The sequence below is a fragment of the Symploca atlantica LB2515 genome (assembly GCF_052546295.1).
On record NZ_JBQWMT010000001.1, the window covers coordinates 844,850 to 865,049 of the forward strand.

Annotated in this window: 13 protein-coding genes and 1 pseudogene; 6 read left to right on the forward strand and 8 right to left on the reverse strand. The window is 44.4% G+C overall.

What is annotated here, in order from left to right; all coding sequences use genetic code 11:
- Positions 1-19 precede the first annotated feature (19 nt).
- From ACT7WV_RS03650 to ACT7WV_RS03660, 3 genes are all read right to left on the reverse strand, one after another.
- Positions 20-1,330 (reverse strand): glycoside hydrolase family 15 protein, encoded by a 1,311-nt coding sequence (locus tag ACT7WV_RS03650; protein ID WP_463424142.1) that lies wholly within the window; start codon positions 1,328-1,330, stop codon positions 20-22.
- A 423-nt stretch (positions 1,331-1,753) separates the two neighbouring features.
- Positions 1,754-3,205 carry a Ni/Fe hydrogenase subunit alpha gene (locus tag ACT7WV_RS03655; protein ID WP_445101592.1) on the reverse strand — a complete coding sequence of 484 codons (1,452 nt, stop codon included), beginning with the start codon at positions 3,203-3,205 and terminating at the stop codon, positions 1,754-1,756.
- 182 nt (positions 3,206-3,387) lie between these two features.
- On the reverse strand, positions 3,388-3,918 hold the full coding sequence (locus ACT7WV_RS03660; protein ID WP_445101593.1) for a universal stress protein: 531 nt from the start codon (positions 3,916-3,918) through the stop codon (positions 3,388-3,390).
- A gap of 687 nt (positions 3,919-4,605) precedes the next feature.
- Here ACT7WV_RS03660 and ACT7WV_RS03665 point away from each other — a divergent pair.
- From ACT7WV_RS03665 to ACT7WV_RS03685, 5 genes are all read left to right on the forward strand, one after another.
- Complete coding sequence (locus tag ACT7WV_RS03665) at positions 4,606-7,020, forward strand: response regulator (RefSeq protein ID WP_445101594.1); 2,415 nt, start codon at positions 4,606-4,608, stop codon at positions 7,018-7,020.
- Positions 7,021-7,036: 16 nt separating this feature from the next.
- Positions 7,037-11,947 (forward strand): PAS domain S-box protein, encoded by a 4,911-nt coding sequence (locus tag ACT7WV_RS03670; RefSeq protein WP_445101595.1) that lies wholly within the window; start codon positions 7,037-7,039, stop codon positions 11,945-11,947.
- Complete coding sequence (locus ACT7WV_RS03675; protein WP_445101596.1) at positions 11,919-12,302, forward strand: response regulator; 384 nt, start codon at positions 11,919-11,921, stop codon at positions 12,300-12,302. The genes ACT7WV_RS03670 and ACT7WV_RS03675 overlap by 29 nt, the downstream gene beginning before the upstream one ends.
- A gap of 453 nt (positions 12,303-12,755) precedes the next feature.
- Positions 12,756-13,172, forward strand: a complete 417-nt coding sequence (locus ACT7WV_RS03680; RefSeq protein WP_445101597.1) for an Hsp20/alpha crystallin family protein — start codon at positions 12,756-12,758, stop codon at positions 13,170-13,172.
- Positions 13,173-13,494: 322 nt separating this feature from the next.
- Complete coding sequence (locus ACT7WV_RS03685; protein WP_445101598.1) at positions 13,495-13,893, forward strand: protein tyrosine phosphatase family protein; 399 nt, start codon at positions 13,495-13,497, stop codon at positions 13,891-13,893.
- A gap of 150 nt (positions 13,894-14,043) precedes the next feature.
- On the opposite strand, the gene purU is transcribed toward ACT7WV_RS03685, so the two are convergent.
- From purU to gcvT, 4 genes are all read right to left on the reverse strand, one after another.
- The gene (gene purU, locus ACT7WV_RS03690) at positions 14,044-14,898 is read right to left on the reverse strand and encodes a formyltetrahydrofolate deformylase (protein WP_445101599.1); all 855 of its coding nucleotides are present in this window, start codon (positions 14,896-14,898) and stop codon (positions 14,044-14,046) included.
- Positions 14,899-15,031: 133 nt separating this feature from the next.
- Positions 15,032-15,421: a glycine cleavage system protein GcvH gene (gcvH, locus tag ACT7WV_RS03695; RefSeq protein WP_445101600.1), complete on the reverse strand. Its 390-nt coding sequence runs from the start codon at positions 15,419-15,421 to the stop codon at positions 15,032-15,034.
- A gap of 145 nt (positions 15,422-15,566) precedes the next feature.
- Positions 15,567-16,955: a type IV pilus twitching motility protein PilT gene (locus ACT7WV_RS03700; RefSeq protein WP_445101601.1), complete on the reverse strand. Its 1,389-nt coding sequence runs from the start codon at positions 16,953-16,955 to the stop codon at positions 15,567-15,569.
- 139 nt (positions 16,956-17,094) lie between these two features.
- Entirely contained in the window at positions 17,095-18,237 is a 1,143-nt protein-coding gene (gene gcvT, locus ACT7WV_RS03705) for a glycine cleavage system aminomethyltransferase GcvT (RefSeq protein WP_445101602.1), read from the reverse strand.
- Between the two features lie 237 nt (positions 18,238-18,474).
- Between gcvT and ACT7WV_RS03710 the strand changes: the two genes are divergently transcribed.
- Entirely contained in the window at positions 18,475-19,764 is a 1,290-nt protein-coding gene (locus ACT7WV_RS03710; RefSeq protein ID WP_445101603.1) for an RNA-guided endonuclease InsQ/TnpB family protein, read from the forward strand.
- Here ACT7WV_RS03710 and ACT7WV_RS25800 read toward each other — a convergent pair.
- Positions 19,693-20,106 (reverse strand): annotated as a pseudogene (locus tag ACT7WV_RS25800) (BMP family ABC transporter substrate-binding protein); the annotation flags it as partial. The gene ACT7WV_RS03710 and the pseudogene ACT7WV_RS25800 sit on opposite strands and share 72 nt — an antisense overlap.
- Positions 20,107-20,200: the final 94 nt, after the last annotated feature.

Consider the following 20,200-nt stretch of genomic DNA (forward strand, 5'->3'; position numbering starts at 1 on the left):
TCAAGTATTTATTTTTAGCTCAACTGAATTGCCGCAAATTCTGCTCCATGATTTTCAAAGCTATACTTAAATTAGCCTGCGTCCAGAGAAGAGGGGTTGCCTCATTGGGCACGTATTTACCATTTTCTAGGCAATACAGTTCGGGACATTTGTCTTCTCCAAATTCGCAGTCTTTTGCCGTCAGTTGACCTAAAGAACGATTGAGATATTTTGTTTGTTCTTCGAGAATTTCTGTTTGTTGATGCTTTTGAAACTTCAGACCGAAAATTACTGAAATAATTGGGTCAAAAATGCACCATTGAGCCTCTTCACCTTCTTTAAGTAGAGCATCTCGAAAAGACATATTATTACTAAAATCAATTGTTCTTGCTTCCGGTACAAGTTTTTTCTTGTAGTCAGCCGCCCAAAAAGAATCCCCTAAATATCGCTTGATACCGTAATTTCCTTGCAGATTGTTGAGTACATCCTGGAGAATCTGGTCAGCCATCTCATCTGCTACGACTTGCAAGGGGTAGATTAAAAACAGTAAAGCCGCATCGTACCGCCTTTGTTTAGGTTCTGGTTGAGTACATTCTGCGGGTAGAATACTATTGAGTGCTGCTGTACCTTGGGTAATTAATTCGTCTAAAAAATGGAGACTTACAGACTGGCTTTTATATTGACAGTCAGGGGCTAAAGAAGGTTCAATAAGTAACTCTTTGAGTGCTTTAAGCCCTGCAACTACCACTCCGATACTAGAAGCCTCTATTTTTCTAACTTCCTCCCAATGACCATTGTCTTCATCTTGCCAATAACTAATTGCTTGGAAATAAAAGGGGAAAAGTGCCAGGGTTTCTAAATCCTCTGGCTGAATTTTTAGTAGTCCTTCACTAGCTAACTTGCAATAAAACCACAGGAAGTATCCTAGAGCGTCATTTTGTGCGTGTGACCACTTTTGCTCAATTTCTGTAAGACTACACCCCTCAAATCGAATGTGCGGTCTTGCCATCACATTTTGGGGGTCTACTTTAGCCTCAATAATGTTGGTAAAACGCCAGCTATACTTCTTAAAATAAGTCATTAAAGAGTTGACATTGTTAAGAGCAACATCAACTTGCCCCAAAGTATAGTGAGCATAAGCAAGATAGATATTATCCCTTACCCAAACACTACTGTAACCAGTATATTCACTTGCTGGAGTCCCTAGAGCGGCAGGGAATAAACCATTTTCTAAAGTAGGAAAAACAAAAGTTCCTTGCTCCAGTAAAAAATTATAAAGTTTATTAATGTCTTGCCAAGTATACCTGAATTTCATCAGGTCAAGAATGTTGTTGTTGTGAATAATAAGCATGCACTACTATAACAATTCTAGATTAATTGTGAAAGATACATATTTTGTCTGTGTGCATCTGGGGTTAATTTTCCTAATCAATCTTTGAAGTAAGGGATGTTTTTGGTTGATGTTAATAGACCAGCAATTAAGTTGGTTTGGTCTCTTAAGGACATTGGCAACATACCCAGTAAGAATAGTGCCAACAACAAGATGAGCAAGACAAGCCAGGCGCGTTTCATATTTTATATCAATTACCCAAATGTTGATTACAAATACTTTTGAAGTAATAAGCATGCCCTGTTCTCTCGGAGATGCTTCGGAGACGCTAAACGTTTGCGGAGCATGGCTGAAGGGCAAATGAACGCAGCGAAGGGTGATAATATTATTACCCTTCGCTCCGCTCAAGGGCATGCTTATTACTTACGCATAAAAGACGCCCGACTAATTTCGCCAGACTTGATCAATTACACCACCATCCGGCCCGACTAATTGAACATGCAAAGGCATTTGACCTACTGGATGGGTTGAACAACTTAAGCAAGGATCGAAAGCACGAATTCCAGCTTCTACCCGATTGAGCATACCTTCAGGAATATCAGGGCCTTGGATAAAATGGCGGGCAATCTGCGCTACAGTACGATTCATTGCCAAGTTATTTTGACCTGTGGCGATGAGCAAATTTACTTTTTGAATTAGACCATACTGATCAACGTGATAGTGGTGAAATAAAGTACCCCGTGGTGCTTCACTAACACCAATACCTTCTAGTTGGTTAATGCCAGCCTCAGCCCGTAATCTACCAGTAACTAAATCTGGGTCATCTAAAATTATTTCTATCTGTTCGATCGCTGCCAAAATCTCAATTAGTCTGGCATAGTGATAGAAAAACGATGAATTAACTGTTCCCTTGCCTCGGTCTCGAAATTCTTGTAACTCCTGGTCAGCTAAAGGTACACCAATATGGCTACAGATGTTGAGGCGTGCCAGTGGTCCAACCCGATAAATGCCACTATCCAAATGGCAGTGTTCACTAGCGTGGGGATAGCCGAGGGGACGATAGTAGGGAAACTTCAAATAAGACCAAGACTCAACAGCTTCCCCCAGAAATTCTTGATAGTTATTCGGGTCTAGTTGATCAGCAATAATATTGCCACCACTATCCACGAAACGAATCTTGCCATCATAGTGTTCCCACGAACCATCAGCGCCAACTAATCCCATAAATAAAGTTGGGAAATTGCCAAAAGTTTGGGCTTCTTTGTGGTAGTCTTTAAGTAAGTTTTTGAAGCGATTTAAAGCTTCGATGGCTGTACTTTTAACTTCAGTAATGCGGCTTTGAATATGGCTGCGTCCCGACTCAAATAGGGGTTCTCTAACACCACCAGGAACCGCCCAAGACGGGTGAATTTTGTGACCTCCCAGTAACTCAATAATCTCTTGACCAAATTGGCGCAGCCTGATGCCACGACGGGTCAGTTCTGGTTCAGCACTAATTAAGCCAAATACATTGCGTGTTGCTGGGTCACTATCCATACCCAACAACAAATCTGGGGCGCTGAGGTGGAAGAAACTCAGCGCATGAGACTGGATAATTTGTGCCAGGTTGATCAAGCGGCGTAGTTTCTTGGCAGCAGGTGGAATTTTTACCGACAAAATGCAATCGCCAGCTTTGGCAGAAGCCAACAAATGGCTGACAGGACAAATACCGCAAATGCGGGCGGTGAGTCCCGGCATCTCCCACAAAGGACGACCTTCACAGAACTTTTCAAATCCCCGAAATTCTGTGACATGAAAACGAGCGTCTTCTACCTGTCCCGCTTCATCTAAATAAATGGTAATTTTGGCGTGACCTTCAATCCTGGTAACTGGGTCAATAATAATTCGCTTAGACATAAGCTACTTGCTCGTTGTTTTAGCCTAGCAATGAAGGCTAAGAACCAACAAAGCCTGGTACTTTACCAAAAAAGGCAGGAGTTAAATTATCGCTTTGCGAGTCAATGGGTTAATGGAAAATTGAAGCTATGATCCAGATTCTAGTGTTAAAAGCTCAATTTTCCCTTTTCCTGCTGAACAGATTAAATCGTTAATTCTACTTCCTTTTCTGACGAAACTTGGCTATTGTCGATAGTTTGAGAATGCTTAATAAAAACTGAGCAGGGAGCATGGTGGAGAACGTAGTTACTTACACTTCCTAAGAACAACTCCTGTAAACCAGAGTGACCCCGACGGCCCACAAAAATTAGGTCAGCTTGCCAATTACTAGCTAACTCACAAATTCTGTGACCAGGCTCACCAACACTCTGGGTAAATTCCGTACTGACTCCTGCTGTACTTGCTTGGGCTGTCAATGAGCGTAATTGCTCTAAACACTTGTTCTCAAAAGCCTCCCACTGCTTGCGATAGTTGATCACGGCATCTTCGCGCAGACCGGGATAATAACTCATCCCAGACAAACTAGCCAACTGTGGAGCGCCTTCTTGCCCTTCAGAAAGGACATGCAGCAGCATCAAGCTAGCACCCGTCAATTTTGCCAAGGAAAGCGCCTGCTCAAAAACAGCTTGACCGTTGCTGGAGTTATCAAAAGCTACGAGAATCTTCTGAAACATAGAAACCTCCTTAAAGCAATTTTCAGTCCTTGGTTACAGCGCCGATTACTATAGCAATCCTAGATAAATTATGAAAACTGCCTAGTTTATTTTATTTGTCCGCATCTGCGTCGATCTCTGGTCAATTTTTTCAGGAATTATTGAGGACTGCTATAGCCATAGCGGATACTGACCCAATTTAGGGAAATTATGCTGACCTCCTCACAATAAGCAACCTCCAAAGGGAAAAGAAGAGCGCCCTGACTGCTCTTCAGTGATTTAGCAATGCTTTCTGTGTAACTGTTTTAGACACTCTGAACTTAATTTGGTGAAAAAAGTTGGTTGTTACTAATCGAGTTACAAATAAAAGTTTTGCTTTCGGAAGTTGCTAAACAGATTGGTATCTCTTGTTCGCTAATAAAAGTTATAGAAAAACAATTTGAGGAACTTGTGAGGAAACAGGAAAAATTCGCTGAAGATATCGACTAAACAGAGAAAATTGCTAATTAATAGCTTGTTGCCTTGGGTAGCTGAAGAATACACCCAACTTCTGCCTCCCATCTCTTAGCGCATCGACCTGAGGTAGTAAAAAATTAGAGTGGCCGGTGTAACCTGGAAGATGGAGAACTCCATAAGCATTTGATGTTGCTTGGGCAGAGTTATCGATTCTATAGTTTCTTTGCTATTCCTTTAAGGAAAGAATCCGCAATGAGGATTTTAGTTGTAGAAGATGACCAGCTAACGGCTGAGGTACTAAAAGTAGTTTTATCTAAGCAAAATTATCTAGTTGAAACTGCTCACGATGGTCAAGCAGCTCTGGAACTGGCAGAGACTTTTATTTATGACTTAATTCTGCTGGATGTGGTTCTGCCCAAACTGGATGGGATTAGCCTCTGCCGCAAGTTGCGATCGCAAGCCTATCAAGTACCAATTTTGTTATTGACGGGACGGGATAGCAGTGATGACAAAGCGACAGGCTTAGATGCAGGAGCTGATGACTATATTGTCAAACCCTTTGATGAGCAAGAATTAATGGCTCGTGTTCGAGCTTTACTGCGCAGAGGAAACTCCACCTCTTTGCCTACCCTAAAATGGGGAAAACTAGAACTTGATCCCACTACCCACCAAGTTACCTATGGCATACAGCCTTTGGTGTTGACTCCCAAGGAGTATTCACTCTTAGAGCTGTTTTTGAGAAACAATCGCCGCGTGTTTAGCTGCAGTGCAATCTTAGAGCACCTGTGGACATTTGAAGAAGCACCAGGAGAGGAAGCAGTCAGGACTCATGTTAAAAGTCTACGTAAAAGACTAAAAATTGCCGGAGCGCCCACTAATTTAATAGAGACAGTTTACGGCATAGGTTACCGCCTCAAGCCAATTGAAGCGACAACCCTAGTGAGCGTACCGACTAATAATAGTGACAAAATTAGTGGGAGAATACTCTCAGAAATTGCGGTAATTTGGGAGCGCTACCAACACAGGATTAGTAAACAGGTGGCGGTGATAGAGCAAGCTGTTACCGCTTTGGCTCAACAGCAGCTTACTGAGGAGCTAGCAGAACCAGCAGAGCGAGAAGCTCACACCCTAGCAGGCTCTTTAAGCACTTTTGGCTTCGCTGAAGGTTCCCGATTGGCGCTCAAAATAGAACATATGTTTCAAGCTCGCCCATCCTGGAAACCCAGAGAAACCTTACATCTACAGAAACTAGCAACTGCCTTGCGTAGGGAAATCGAGCGAGTACCAGACACCGCAGTTGCAGCTACAACCACGCAGGAAAACGAACAACCTCGATTATTGATCATACAAAGCGATCGCCAATTGAGCGAGCAGTTGGCTACCGAGGCGGCTCATGGGGGAATTAGGGCAGAAATTGCCACAAATTTAGCTGCCGCAAGGGAAATGATCGCTGAGCAAAGCCTTCAGGTAGTACTGCTCGATCCTGCTATTTCCGATAACCCCAAAGCAGGTTTAGTGCTACTAGCAGAATTAACTCGCCAGACTCCACCAGCACCAGTATTAGTCTTGACAGCTCAAGATAGTTTAAGCACTCGTCTGGAAGTCGCCCGTTTGGGGGGACATACTTTTTTGCGCAAGCCTTTAGCTGCTGAGCAAGTAATGGAAGCAGTCACTGAAGTGCTACAAAAAGCAGAAGAAACTACCTCTAGGGTAATGGTAGTGGATGATGACCCGAAAATACTGACCATTCTGCGTAGCCTTCTTGAGCCTTGGGGCATGAAGGTGAAAACTCTCAACAATCCACAACATTTTTGGGAAACCCTAGAAGACTTCGCGCCAGACTTGCTCATTTTAGATGTAGAGATGCCTCAGATCAGCGGTATCGAACTTTGCCAGGTGGTACGCAATGATTCTCGCTGGAATGCATTGCCCGTGATTTTCCTGACGATTCACACAGATGCTACGGTGGTGAATCAGTTGTTTGCCGTTGGTGCCGATGACTTTGTGAGCAAGCCAGTGGTTGGGACAAAACTGGTTTCTCGGATTATCAATCGCCTAGAACGGCTCAAACTCCTTTCTCGTATACCTCAAACTGATCCAGTAAGCGGAGTTGCCAACCGCCACAGCTCAACTCAGGAGTTAGAGAAATTATTGCATCTAGCTAAGCAACATCAACAACCAGTGTCCTTAGCAATTATTGCTGTGCAGCATTTCCAGGAACTTAATAATCACTATGGCCATAAGTTTGGTGATGCACTGTTGCGTCGGATTGGACAATTGCTGCTGGAATCCTTTAGGAGTGAAGATGTTATTGCTCGCTGGGGTGGGGCAGAATTTATTCTAGGGATGTACGGCATGAACAAACGAGATTCCATACAACGCCTAGCTGAAGTGTTGGCCAGTCTGCGTCAACGAAAGTTCCTGACATCTGAGCGCCTCTTGGAGGAAAGTCCTGTTAGCGAAATCCGCCACCAACTAGAGAGTGATCCTCAGCTGCGGCTAATGTTCAACGCTGGAATAGCTCAGTATCCTGGAGATGGTACGAGCTTGCAGTCTTTATATCGCTCTGCTGACGCGGCACTAGCCAAGGCGAAGGAGCGCGGTAACGGGTGCATCTTCCCTGCGGATACAACAACAGCAGAGCCAAGCGCGACCAATCTTCATTAGAGTCCGAAATTTTGTCATGGAAGCCCCCCCGCCTGCTCAGGAAACCCAACGCTTAGCAGCTCTGCGGCAGTATCAAATTCTCGATACAGAACCCGAACTAGCTTTCGATGATCTTACCGAGTTAGCTGCCCAGATTTGCGATACATCGATGGCGATAATTTGCCTAATTGATACGGAGCGTTTCTGGTTGAAGTCCAAGGTGGGTTTAGATCTCCAAGAAATACCCAGGGAAATTGCCTTGTGCGCCCAGACAATTGAGCAATCAGAGCCTCTGATTGTACCCGATGCCTTAGCTGACGAACGGTTTGCCCAAAATCCCTTAGTCACCTCTCCTCCTCATCTACGCTTTTACGCTGGTGTCTCCTTAAGAACACCCGAAGGATACGCCTTAGGCTGCCTGTGCGTACTCGACCAAAAACCCCGCTCACTTACTCAAAAACAGCTCAAAGCTTTGCAAAAATTGGCTCGCCAAGTGGTAACACAATTGGAACTCAGGCGTCACGTCACTGAGTTGGCCAACCAAGCGACAGACTACCAAAGCATGGAAGTAGCTCTCAGAGAGAGTAAAGCACGCTACCGGACAATTGTGCAAGATCAGACAGAGTTAATTTGTCGTTTTCTCCCCGATGGCACCCTGACTTTTGTTAATCGAGCCTGCTGCAAATTTCTGGTCAAAACCCACAATACCCTAATTGGTCAGAATCTGCTGTCTTTGTTGAGCGAGGCAGAACAAGCCTCAATGTCGGAGAAACTGGCAAACTTGCGGTCTTCGCCACCCGCTCATCCCATCACTTGGGAACACCACTTTACCACTCCTGATGGGTCTTTTTACTGGCTACAGTGGACCACTCGCGCCATTTTTGATCAAGCAGGTAGCTTGGCAGAGTTCCAAGCAGTGGGGCGCGATATTACCAACCGCAAGCGGATTGAGGAAGCCTTAAAAAAAGAGCGTGACTTGATAGCGGCGCTGTTAAATACCGTTGGCGCGCTGGTGGTAGTGCTTGATACTGAGGGGCAAATAGTTCGCTTTAACCATACCTGTGAGCAAGTTACTGGTTACTCTTTTGCAGAAGTTCAGGGTAAGGTGGCCCGGGATTTGTTTGTGCCAACAGAAGAGTTAACCGCCGTTAATGAGGTTTTTGCCCGATTGCACTCTGGTCAACAGCCGATTGATCACACCACTGGCTGGTTAACTAAAAATGGCAGCAAGCGAGTGATTTCTTGGTCTAGTACAATTTTGTTGAACGACCAAGGTTCAGCCGAATTGATCATTTGTGCTGGCATTGACATCACTCAAGCTAGGCTGACAGAAAACATACTCTACAAAACTTGCCAGGATTTAGAGCGACGCGCCACTGACTTAGCGCTGGTTAACCAAGAATTACAAAATACCCTGGAAGAAACCCAGGTACTCGAAGAAGAACTGCGCCTGCAAAACGAAGAATTGGTGGTAATTCACGAGTCGCTAGAAACGCAGCGACAGCGTTATTTAGATTTGTTCAATTTTGCTCCCGATGGCTATTTAGTTACCAATATGAGGGGCATCATTGAAGAGGTCAACCAAGCAACAAGAACCCTGTTCTGGGGAAAGAGTCAACTATTTGTTGGTAAACCCTTAGCTGTTTTTGTGGCTCCAGCAGAGCGTAGCCGGTTTCGCATCCAGTTGCAAAAACTAGCCAAGCAGCAGGCCTATAGCTGGGAAGAACTACATCTTACCCCCCATCAGGACCATAGTTTTCCTGCGGCAGTTAAAGTAACAGTGATACTGGACTCCCACGAAAAACCCATCGGTTTACGCTGGCTAATTCGGGATATCACAGCTAGTAAACTAGCACAGCAGTCTCTGCAAGAGAGTGAAGAGCGCTTCCGCCAAATTGCCGAGAATGTCAATGGAGTCTTTTTTCTGCTCTCTCCTAATGCTGGGGAGGTAATCTACGTCAGTCCAGCATATGAAGAGGTTTGGGGTTGTAGCTGCGAGAGTCTCTATGAGCAGCCGTACTCTTGGCTAGAGGTGATACACCCACAAGATCGAGAGCGCGTCTACACCGCCTTGGTTAACGATGTGCAAACCTCAACACAATTCAATCAGGAGTATCGTATTATCCGACCCGATGGCTCAGTCTGCTGGATTTGGTCGCGTTCTTTTTCTGTAAAAAACGCCGCTGGTCAATTCTATCGCCTAGTGGTGGTGGCAGAAGATATCACCTGGCGCAAGCAGTTAGAGGAAAACCTGCGCCAACAAGCTGAACGGGAAAGACTCATCGGGGCTATTGCTCACCGCATCCGTCAGTCTTTGAACTTAGAGGAAATTCTCAATACTACTGTGTCCCAAGTACGGCAGTTACTCAAGACTGACCGAGTAATTATCTACCGCTTTGAGCAAGACTGGAGTGGCACAGTGACGGTAGAGTCTGTAGATCCTGATTGGGATTCCCTGCTGGGAGTCCATATTAAGGATCCTTGTTTTGAGAGCAACTGCATCGAGTCTTACCGCCAAGGAAAGGTGATGGCGGTGGCAGATATTTACACGGCTGGTCTAGGTCAGTGTTACATTGATTTACTCAGTCCGCTCCAGGTAAGAGCGAATTTAGTCGTTCCCATTTTGCAAGGAGAGCAGTTGTGGGGGCTGCTGATTGCCCATGAGTGTAACGCACCGAGGCAATGGCAGCAATGGGAACTTAATTTACTGATTCAACTGGCAACGCAAGTAGGCATTGCCATCCAACAGAGCCAACTTTATCAACAAACTCAACAGCAGGCGCAAAGAGAGAAGTTACTCAATCGGGTGATTCAAGCGATGCGCAACTCTCTTGATTTGAAGACTATTTTTGCCACTACAGTAGTTGAGGTTACACAACTATTAGCCGTTGATCGGGTATCAATTATGCAATATTTACCGCAACAGCAACTATGGCTGAGTGTGGAAGAGTATTGTCAAAATCCAGATTTAGAGACTCGTCTAGGTAGAGGAATTCCTGATGAAAACAATGAGATTACTGCCCGACTCAAGTCCTTAGAAGTAGTTCGGCTAGACGACGCTAATAGTTGTAAGGATAAAATTAACCGAGAGTTAGCCCAAGTTTTTCCCGGTGCTTGGCTGTTAATTCCCTTATGCATTGGCTCTTCAGTTTGGGGTATTCTTTCTCTAGTAAGAAGCCCAGAGAGCTTCCCCTGGGAAGATGCAGAAGTAGCATTAGCCTGTGCCGTTGCTGACCAATTAGCGATCGCCATTCAGCAGTCGGAACTTTATCAACAGTTGCAAGGGGAATTGGCTCAAAGACGGCAAGCAGAAGTAGCCCTACAAAAAGCCAAAGAGGAGCTAGAGATTAGAGTAGCAGAGCGGACGGCTGAATGGGTCAGCGTCAACTATCAACTAGCATTAGAACTGGACATACGTCGACAGGTAGAGAGAGCACTGCAAATCTCGAAGGCTCGCTTTGCTGGCATTTTGGAAATTGCCAACGATGCGATTATTGCCGTAGATGCCCAGCAATGTATCACCCTATTTAATCAAAAAGCGGAAGAGATGTTTGGCTACCGTACTCAAGAAGTGGTCAATCAACCCCTTAGCAGGCTCTTACCGACTAGTTTGGTGGCAACTAATTCTCGGCAAATCTTTGATTTAGCTCAAGCTTTCACCACAGCGCGAGAAGTCAAAGAATGTCTGGAGGTATTTTGCCGCCGCCGTGACCAAACAGAGTTCCCGGCTGAGGCTTCCCTCTCCCATTTAGAATTACCGGGGGAAACTGTATTGACGATTATTTTGCGCGATATTACCGAGCGCAAGCAAGCTCAGGAGTCACTACAACGACTCAGCCGTCACCATCAGCTAATTTTGGATTCTGTGGGAGAAGGTCTTTGTGGTCTGAATTTAGCAGGAAAAGTCACCTTTATTAATCCAGCGGCAGCGAGGCTGTTGAGATATCAGGCTGCACAACTGCTTGGTCAGCCGATCAGCTTAATTTTAACTCCTCCCGGTGTCCCAGCAACTCAAGAGCTTTTTAGACGATCTCCTATTTACGCTACTCTCAAAAGCGGAACCGCCCATCAGCTAATTAATGGAGTGTTTTATTGCCAAGATGGTCACCACCTACCTGTCGATTATGTAAGTACACCAATTCGAGAACAAGGTGACATTTCAGGCGCAGTAATTGCTTTTAAAGACATTACTGAACGTTTGTTAGTAGAGCAGATGAAAGATGAATTTATTGCTGTAGTTAGCCACGAACTACGCACCCCTCTGACTTCGATTAATGGTTCTTTGAGAATGCTGGCTAGTGGCTTGCTAAATACTCAACCCGACAAGAGTCAGCGCTTACTAGAAATTGCCATAGATAGCACTAATCGTTTAATGCGACTGATTAACGATATCCTGGACATTGAGCGCATTGAGTCGGGTAAAGCCCCGATGGAAAAGCACAGTTGCAATGCTGCTGAACTGATGATCAAGGCAGTAGAGTTAATGCAAGGCATCGCTGAAAAGGCGGGCGTCAGCTTATGTGTTAGAACTGTATCAGCAGAGTTGTGGGCTGATTCTGACCGCATTATCCAGGCTTTGACCAATCTGCTGAATAATGCGATTAAGTTTTCTCCTCAAGGTGCAAATGTCTGGCTAATAGGCGAAGATCAAGGCACTCAGATTCAATTCGATGTCAAAGATCAGGGGCGAGGTATTCCTCCTGATATGCTGGAAATCATTTTTGAGCGTTTTCAACAGGTTGATGTTTCTGACTCGCGCAACAATGAGGGTACGGGCTTAGGTCTGGCCATTTGTCGTAGTATCGTAGAACAGCATGGAGGTCGCATCTGGGCGACAAGTACTCTGGGGAAAGGGACTACTTTCTCTTTCACTGTGCCACTAAACAAGATTTGCAGCACCAACAATGAGGAAAGGGGCAATGCCAGCCAAGCAAATTCTAGTGATTGATAATGAGGAATATATCCGGGAAGTGACCCAGATTTGTCTAGAGACAGTAGCAGGTTGGCGGGTTGTAACTGCTAGTTCAGGTTCTGAAGGTCTCGTTAAAGCGAAAACTGAGCAGCCGGATGCTATTCTCTTGGACATGATGATGCCTGATATGGATGGTACTACTACTTTTAAACAGTTGCGGGAGAATCCAGCAACCCAAAATATCCCGGTGATTTTGCTAACAGCTAAGGTGCAGGTTAGTGACCGTCTGCGATATACTGAACTCGGCATGAATTTGACAATTGCTAAGCCTTTTGATCCGCTACAGTTATCTGCTCAAATAGCAGAGGTTCTGGGCTGGAAAGGCGAGTAAGCCAGATAAGAGGGCCACAGTGTATTAAACTCAACCTATAACTGCTATATCTGCAAAATTTAGGGAGTATGCACTCTATCCGGCAAATCTTCAGCCGTTATCTAAGACTTGGCAAAAAACTCAAGTTTTTTAGAGCTTTTTATTACTTCACAAGTTCCTCAATTTTCTTTCTTAGAATAAGCCTAGAATTATTACAACATTTATAAATAAAGTTGATTTAATTAAGTTAAGCCACTTAACAAATGTGTGACTTAACTTCCAGTAAAGTCTCTGACCGCTCCCCTCTCTCCTCCAAATCTTTTACTAGACCAGAAAAGGGGAGAAGGAAATTTCCGCTTTTTAAGTTAATTCAAGCAACCTATTCTAGCGAAGGTGGGAAACAGGCAGTTTTTTTGATTGCATATCCCCCAAAAATATATATATAAACAAAATCAAAATGAGAGGAAAAGACTAATGACCTTAATGAATTGGCAACCACTTAGCGAATTAGAGTACCTTCGCTCCCAAATATATCGCCTACTTAGTGAGATGATCAGCGGTGAAGATAGCTTATCTTTAACAACCAGCGCCCTTGAAGGCTTTTTGTCACCGCCAATCGAACTCGAAGAAACGGACAAAGAGATGATTTTGAGAGCAGAAATTCCTGGACTGCAGTCTCAAGAGGTGGAGGTAGAAGTTTGTCAAGAATCAATTTCAATTGCGGGAGAACATCGGCATAAAAAACCTATTGAACCACAAGATCTTTTATGCACCGAGCTTCATTACGGTAAGTTCAAGCGTGTTATTCCGTTACCTGTATTAGTTCAAGAAGACCAGGTTGAGGCTGAAGTTAGAGATGGTATTCTCACTGTGACTATGCCGAAAATCTAGGCAACAGAGATTGACTAATTTAACTTGATGAGAACCTGTATAGCAATTCGATGATGCTGCTGCTTGATTTTTTTCCTAATCTTACAACTCAAAGCAGATATTTGAGGTTCTCCAGCTTACTATTATAGGGTGTATTCCGGCAAAGTGATACACCCTACAGTAGGTGTGTTTTCTCAGAAAAGTAATAATGAAATTTAGCCTAAGAAAATGTTTAAAAAATAAAACAGATAAAAAACTGCTTGTATTCTAGGTAGTGAAATCCCAAAATCTTAAAAATTAATTTTGGCTGTTTTTGGATCACTACTACAGAGAAGTGAACTTGATGATAAAAATTAGAAAAATTAGTGACGAATTGGCAATTTCGGGGCAAGTTACACTAACAGAACTACAACAGATTGCCCAACAAGGATTTAAGTCTGTACTGAATTTGTGTTCGCCTGATGAGGAAGATTTTTTGATTGAGGAGCAAGAACAGGTTTACTTGCTCAAACTACACTATAGAAATTTACCTCTAAAGACTGAAGCAATCAATCAGGAAAGCATTAGTCAAGTTCTCCAGCAGATTAAAGAGTTACCTAAACCTGTTTTAGTACACTGCAATAATGCCATGCGATCTTCGGCAGTAGTCTTGATATATTTAGCTATGCGTCAAGGAGCAACCTTTGATCAGGCATTAAACAAAGCTGAAGAACTTGATTTATTTAGAGTATTGATTCCTTAAAAACCGATTTGGGAAGCCACGATAAAAGACTAATTTGCAGTTATCAGTTCCTTTTTTTTGAGTTTTTGGCCAATTATTTTCCCCCTGTTTTCCTTATCTCCCCTTGAACACCCTGTGCAGAACCATCCAGCAGGTGTATCTACCAGAGTCTCAAGCAAACACAACCGTCCGATTGCCATAAACTAACACCCGATGGCGCAAATGTAACCGTACCGCCCTAGCTAAAACCACTCGTTCCAAATCCTTACCCTGACGAATTAGATCAACAATACTGTCCCGGTGGCTAACTCGCGCTACATCTTGCTCAATAATTGGCCCAGCATCTAGATCCGGGGTAACATAGTGGGCAGTAGCCCCAATAATCTTGACGCCTCGCTGATGAGCTTGATGGTAGGGTTTAGCACCAACAAAAGCAGGCAAGAAGGAATGATGAATATTGATAATTTTCGGAAATTGGGCAATAAATTCGGGAGAGAGAACCTGCATATATTTGGCAAGAATTACCAAATCAATCTTGTAATGGCGTAGCAATTCTAGTTGTTTGGCTTCCTGGTCAACTTTAGTTTCTTTAGTAATCGGAATGTGGTGGAAGTCGGCGCCAAATTGCTCCCCTACAGCCTTAAGATCTGGATGGTTGCTAATAATTAAGGGAATTTCTGCCGAGAACTCTTTTGCCTGTTGCCGCCAAATGAGGTCTAATAGGCAATGGTCTTGCCGACTTACCCAGATAGCAATGCGAGGGATGCTATCAGAAAAATGCAGTTGCCATTGGGCTTGCAAAGGATTAGCGATCGCTTCAAAAGCTGGTGCAATTAACTCTGGTGGTAAGTTAAATGAGTCTAGCTGCCATTCCAGTCTAGTGAGAAATAGCCCAGTAGCAAAGTCTGTATGTTGATCTGCATGAATAATATTGCCCCCATTAGAGTAGATAAAGTTGGCAATTTTGGCGACTAGTCCCTTGCGATCGGGACAGGAAATTAGCAGAGTTGCAGTAGAGCCCGTCATGGTTTGCTGGTTACATCAAGAAGAAGATCAGGGAGAGGGGAGAGATGGGGGAGATGGAAAATATTTTTGACCTTGTCGTCCTTGTCGTCCTTGTCCCCCAAAACTCCCCCTCCGAAGGTTTTAAGGGTAAATCTCAGTCTCCTTCCACCTGGGCCCGGTACTCATTAGCAGACAGGGCATCTTCGAGTTCATCCGGGTCATTAATACGCAGTTTTAATAACCAACCTTCACCGTAGGGGTCTTCTGCAATTAGTTCAGGGGATTCGATCATTGCCTCGTTACGTTCAATAACCGTACCAGAGACAGGAGGGTACAAATCCTCCACCGCCTTTACAGATTCAACGCTGCCAAAGCTTTCGCCTCTTTCTAAGGCGTCGCCAATTTCCGGTAGTTCCAGAAACACCAAGTCGCCTAGCTGGTCAATGGCAAAAGCGCTGATGCCAATGGTGGCAATTTCACCATCTAGGCGTGCATATTCGTGGCTGTCAAGATATTTCAAGTCCTCAGGGTATTCTAGATCCATCTCACTTCCTCAATCTGCTGAAAGCTAAGTGTACAACTTCCCAAGTCTTGCACAATCTTGAAAAAGACAGCATCTTACAAATCTAATTAGTACAAACCCAGCAAAGGTTATGGTCTTTTTTGGTTCCAGGAGGTTGAGGGGTGGCTTACCTCAGTACACCCTTAAGCATTCTGATCATTTCGTTAGAGTTGGGTGATGTATTGAGTGCTGTCTCTTCAGTAATCTGACCTTCCTCGTATAGCCTATAGAGAGCTTGGTTCATCGTACACATACCGTCAATGGTGCACTCAGGAATCAAGGCTTCAATTTCTGCAAGTTCGCCGCGCTTGATCAAGTCTTTAATTGTGTCGGTGTTGATCATGATTTCCTGAACAGCAGTACGCTTACCATCCGTGGTGACTACCAAACTCTGAGCAACTACTGCCACGAAAGTCTCTGCTATCTGGAAGCGTAGAGCATTTTGCTCATCTGGGTTATAAAGAGTCAAAATCCGTTCCATCGTCTTGACAGCACTGTTAGTGTGCAAGGTAGCAAAGACTAAGTGTCCGGTTTGTGCTGCTTTAATTGCCGTGTTCACTGTTTCGCGATCGCGCATTTCCCCAACCAAGATAATATCAGGGTCTTCCCGCAAAGATGCTCTGAGCGCCTTCTCAAACTCCAGGGTGTGCATGCCGACTTCTCGTTGATCGATCAGGGCCTGGCGATTGTCGTGTACAAATTCAATGGGGTCTTCAATGGTAATAATATGCTTCGGCATGCCATTGAGGTAATCAATCATCGCTGCCAAAGTGGTTGATTTACCTGATCCAGTGGGGCCAGTTATCAAAATCAGACCCTTTTGGTGATGGCAGATATCCTTTAAAACTAGCGGTAAGTTCAACTCGTCGATGGTCATAATTTTCAGCGGAATTAACCGCATGACCATGGCAGGCCCCCTGACGGTATTAAATACATTAATCCGGACTCTAGAAAACTTATATTGAGCTGCACCGTCAAAGTCCATAGTTTCTTGAAAACGCCGGATATCTTCTGGTTTTAAGACTTCTTGCAGCCAACTGTAAAAAGTTGCCTCATCGGTTATGGGATATTTTGTGGCTTCCATCAGACCACGATTTCGGAAGGAAGGAACCTTACCTACACCAATGTGGAGATCGGAAGCGCCTTTTTCATAGGCTTCCTTGACCAACTCCTCCAAAGTTGATGTTGATAATTCTGAGGAAGGTGATGAGGCTTTTGGGGGGGGTGGAGGAACAGGAGAGGTTCCAGGTTGGACTTTACCGCCAATAACTTGGACTCTGAGGTTAACACTCTCATCATCAACTGCAATATTGAGGTGATGATGACCCGCCTGCTGAAACAAAAAATCGATTCGCCAAGCGCCTTTTTGATCGACAATCGGGCCAGTCATTTTCAGTTGACTGTCTACACTGAGGGTCAGGTTTTTGTTAGTGTGATCGGAGGAAGCAATTCCAGCAATAGAAAATTTCCGTAGCACCGGAATTGGTCTTGTAGGAGCCTGAGTAATTTTAAGCATGACTGACAAACCTCCAAAGATCAGATATTACGGTCTCGTATCGGTGCGAGTATCAGAGCAGATTGTTGCATCATGAGTAGTGCTGGACGACTCACGCCTCAGTCTCTGCAAAAAATTTGACCCCACACCCGTTGATTTATTACTTGCTGCGATTAGGGGAGCGATAAAAAGGCTTCTTGACAACAACTGCGGGATAAGCCTTACCTCGGATTTCTACCTCCAACGGCTGCCCAATTTTTGCCAGATTAAGGGGAACATAGGCAAGAGCGATCGCTTTTGCTAAAGTTGGTGCTAATGTCCCGCTCGTAACTTCTCCTACCACTTCACCATCTGCCAACACGGGATAGCCATGACGTGCAATATGACGGCCTGTCATTTGTAAGCCAACTAAGCGACGCTTCACCCCATTAGCTTTTTGTTCCTCTAGCACCTCGCGTCCGATAAAGTCGCCTTGGCTATTGAGGTGGACTAACCAACTTAAGCCAGCTTCTAGAGGTGTGGTGCTGCTGTCGATATCTTGCCCATAAAGTGCCATCGCAGCTTCTAGGCGCAAAGTATCTCGAGCCCCCAAACCGCAGGGGGTGACGCCAGCCGCAAGCAGATTGCGCCACAGTTGGACTCCAGTTTCTGGATCGAGCATCACCTCAAACCCGTCCTCACCTGTGTAGCCAGTTCTGGCAAGAAAAGCCGGCTTACCTAACACGGTTGTCTGCAAATGTCCAAAGGCTTTAACCGCCGTTAAATCTCCTTGAACCAGAGGTTGCAGATAACTAGTAGCCAGAGGACCTTGCACAGCAATCAAGACTTTTTCTGGGGAGAGATCTTGCAATTGAACCGGGGCATTTTCTAGATTTGCCAATAACCAGGTTTTGTCTTTGCTGCGGGTAGCCGCGTTGACAATCATCATGCCTTGCTGTGCACCAGTTTCATCTTCACCCTGATAGTAGAAAATGATATCGTCAATAATACCAGCTTGGGGATTCAACAAAACAGTGTATTGAGCCTCACCCGCTTGTAATCTGGTAAGGTCTGAAGGTACAAGAGGCTGTAAATGTTCTCTTAGTTGTTTGCCTTTGAGGGCAAATTTGCCCATGTGGGAAATATCAAACATCCCTGCTGAAGTTCGTACCGCTTCATGTTCTTTACTAATGCTGCTGTAGATTACCGCCATTTCCCAACCGGAAAAGGCAGTTAGTCTGGCTTTTTGTTCTACTGCTAGGTCAAACAGAGGTGTACGGGCGAGGGAGGGCGTTTCTGATTTCGATGCTTCTGGCTTAGCCACAGATAGTCTTCAGTCGCAGGTAAATGTCTTTATTATCTTATCGAGCAAGAATTATTGAAGTCGGTTTGGCTCGAAATTATGGATGCACCCAGATGTTCGATACAAGTTGCTCTTATGCCCTCATTTTGCCACAAAACTAGGTCAATTTAATTTAATTTTTGACAATTGCCTGCTGAGTTTCCCTTGCCTTTTGTTTTACCCGTGTTTGTATTGGGTAAAATACGGTATTATTTCACTATGTTAGTCATAGAAGCAAAGCTAAAAGGAACCCAGTCACAGCAAAGCAAGTTGGATGAAGCAATCCGCACAGGACAATTCATCCGCAACACTTGTCTGCGACACTGGGAAGATAACAAGGGGGTCACTAGAAACGACCTCCAACAGCTTTGCTCGGTACTAGCTAAAAACAAAGAAACACCTTGGACGAAGAAACTCAACTCTCAAGCTAGGCAAGCTCACGCTGATAGAGCGTGGTCTGCCATTCAGCGTTTTTATGAAAACTGTAGATTGGGTAAGCCAGGTAAAAAAGGCTATCCAAAATACAAGAAATTCAGTCGTTCTATTGAGTACAAAAACAGCGGTTGGAAATTATCTGCTGACAGAAGACAGATAACATTCACCGATGGATTTGGAGTCGGAATGATGGATTTATGGACTTCTAGGGATTTGGCTTGGTATTCAGAGAAACAAATCTCTAGAGTTCGAGTAGTAAGACGTGCTGACGGATACTATGCTCAATTTCTAATTGACTGGAATAGGCGAGAAGAGCATGAGTTCCAAGGGAAAATGACGGGAATCGATTTAGGACTCAAAGAGTTCTACACCGATTCAGAGGGAAATACTGTAGAAAACCCTCGGTATTTGAGGAAGTCCGAACGAAGAATCAAGATGCTTCAGCGTCGGGTTTCTAAGAAACACCTTAAGGGTAAGAAGCAGTCTAGTAGATACCATAAAGCACGTAAGGCTTTAGCTAAACAGAACCTCAAGATAAGTAGACAGCGTGAAGACAAAGCTCGTAAAGATGCTTTGGCGCTAGTTAGAGCTAACGACCTAATTGTCTATGAAGACTTGAAGATACGAAACATGGTAAAAAACCACCACCTAGCTAAGTCTATTAGCGATGCTTCTTGGTATCAATTCACGCAATGGCTTCAATATTTTGCCAAGGTTCACGGTGTTATTGTTATTGCTGTTCCACCCCACAACACGACTATTGATTGTTCGTGTTGTGGAGCAAAGGTAAAGAAAACACTCAGCACTAGGACTCACAGATGCAGCGCTTGTGGAACAGTTTTAGACCGTGACCACAACGCGGCAAAAAACATCTTGGCAAAGGGATTTAAGCTGTTAGCTGGATACTTCAACAGTACCGTAGGGCATACGGAATCTGGAGCCAAAAGCTCAAAAGCGCAGGGAGAAACTGACCTCTGGCTCAAGAACGGAGACGCTCTTGCTCTAAGTTTGCTCAAAGAACTGCGAACCAAGAATTCTTGGGAATCCCCCACTATATTCGGTACTCCGAATTAGTGGCGGGAGGATGTCAACTAAATAGAGAATATCTGGTTGCTCAAAACCCAAGGTATAAATTTGACCTTTGAGTTGATTTTTCGCCTGCAACTCTGCCAAATAAGCGACTGCTAAATCAATGGGCTTGACTGCACTAGTTAAAACCGCTTAACCGAACTTTGCCCCCATCTCAAACCCCCGTAATTCCTGCTCCGTTGAGGCGAATTTCTGAGCCGAAATATAGACAATTTGGTTGGATTTAGTCATCAAAGCCCCAATGACACCACACAGGCAACCTGCTTGCAGGGAATTGATAAGTAAAGAGGCAATAATTTTGCCTACGATCGCGCCATTAACACCCACTTTATCTAAAGAGTTTATCTACACAAATTACTCATTACTTATTACCCTTCGCTCCGCTCAAGGGCATGCTTATTACCCTTCGCTCCGCTCAAGG